2 protein-coding genes are annotated in these 1383 nt (G+C 36.4%); both read left to right on the top strand.

From position 1 onward, the window contains the following. Positions 1-40 precede the first annotated feature (40 nt). A complete protein-coding gene (locus COZ07_RS01345; protein WP_406606805.1) occupies positions 41-628 on the top strand; it encodes a uracil-DNA glycosylase family protein in 588 nt (195 codons plus the stop codon). A gap of 85 nt (positions 629-713) precedes the next feature. Continuing rightward, positions 714-1383, top strand: a 670-nt coding sequence (locus COZ07_RS01340) for a YqfO family protein (protein ID WP_406606804.1), incomplete at its 3' end; no start/stop codon positions are given.

The following is a 1383-nucleotide window of genomic DNA, read 5'->3' as shown; positions in this document are numbered from 1 at the left end:
GAAGATTAATTTTGGTAAAAAATAAATAGAGGTAAAATTAATGTCTGAAAACATTAATCCGCTTACCATCGAAGAAGTAGCGGAAGAATGTAGAAATTGTAAAAAGTGTCCCTTATATCTGGCTCGCACTACAGTTGTTCCGGGAGAAGGAAATTCCAAAGCTAAAGTACTATTTATTGGAGAAGCTCCGGGAGAAGATGAAGACCTGCAAGGTAAACCTTTTGTGGGTAAAGCCGGCCAACTTTTAACTAAAATTCTACAATCGATTGACATAAAAAGAGAAGATATCTTTATCACTAATATGGTGAAATGTAGACCCCCGGCTAATCGCACTCCTTCTAAAAGCGAGATAGACACCTGTTACCCTTATTTAGAAACCCAAATTGCCCTGATCAATCCTAAAATCATTGTTACACTCGGCAATGTCCCTACTCAATACCTTTTAGAAACTACTCAAGGGATCACCACCTTACGAGGGCAATGGCAGGATTGGATAGGTAAGATCAAAATATTTCCAATGTTTCACCCTAGCTATCTACTCAGAAACGAAGGAACCTTCCCGGGCAGTCCTAAAGAATTAACCTGGAAGGATGTAAAAACTCTTAAAAAGGCAATGGCTGGACTTTAAGATTGGTGATACTGAGAATTGAAATCAAAAGAAAGGAGTAAATTTTCTTCCTCCCTCTTGGGGGAGTTATTAAAATAAAAATTAAATGACCATTAAAGAACTTTTAGATATTTTAGATAAGCTTGCTCCTTTTTCTTTACAAGAAAGTTATGATAACAGTGGTATTCAATTTGCTGACTTGGAAGCTCCTATAATAAAAATATTATTGGCTTTAGACCTAACTTTAGAAATATTAGAAGAAGCTATAGAAAATAAAGTAAATGTAATTCTTACCCATCATCCCCTTCTTTTTGCTCCGCTAAAACAAATTACCAAACAAAATAATCCCCTTCTTTTTCAAACCATTACTAATCAAATAAATCTTTTAGTGCTGCATACCAATTATGACTTAGCCGAAAATGGGCTGAATGATTATGTTGCTAATCTATTGGGGATAACTAAAATTGCTCCTCTAAAGAGCAGTTTAGAAAAAATTTATAAATTTGCAGTTTATGTACCCATTCAAGAATCAGATAGGATAAGTCAGGCCATCTTTGACGCCGGAGCAGGGAAGATTGGCAAATATACTGAGACCTCTTTTAAGATTAAAGGGGAAGGGACTTTTAAACCGCTGGAAGGAGCTAAACCCTTTGTAGGGAAGATAGGCGAAAGAAAAGTGGTTGAAGAGATAAAAATTGAAACCGTCGTCCCGGAGAGAAATTTAGAAAGCGTAATAGAGGCTATGAAAAAGGCACATCCCTACGAAGAACCCGCTT

The sequence above is a fragment of the Candidatus Infernicultor aquiphilus genome (assembly GCF_002784285.1).
Classification (GTDB): domain Bacteria; phylum Atribacterota; class Phoenicimicrobiia; order Phoenicimicrobiales; family Phoenicimicrobiaceae; genus Infernicultor; species Infernicultor aquiphilus.
The sequence above is the reverse complement of the archived record's forward strand: the minus strand, read 5'-3'. Positions and strand labels throughout refer to the sequence as shown.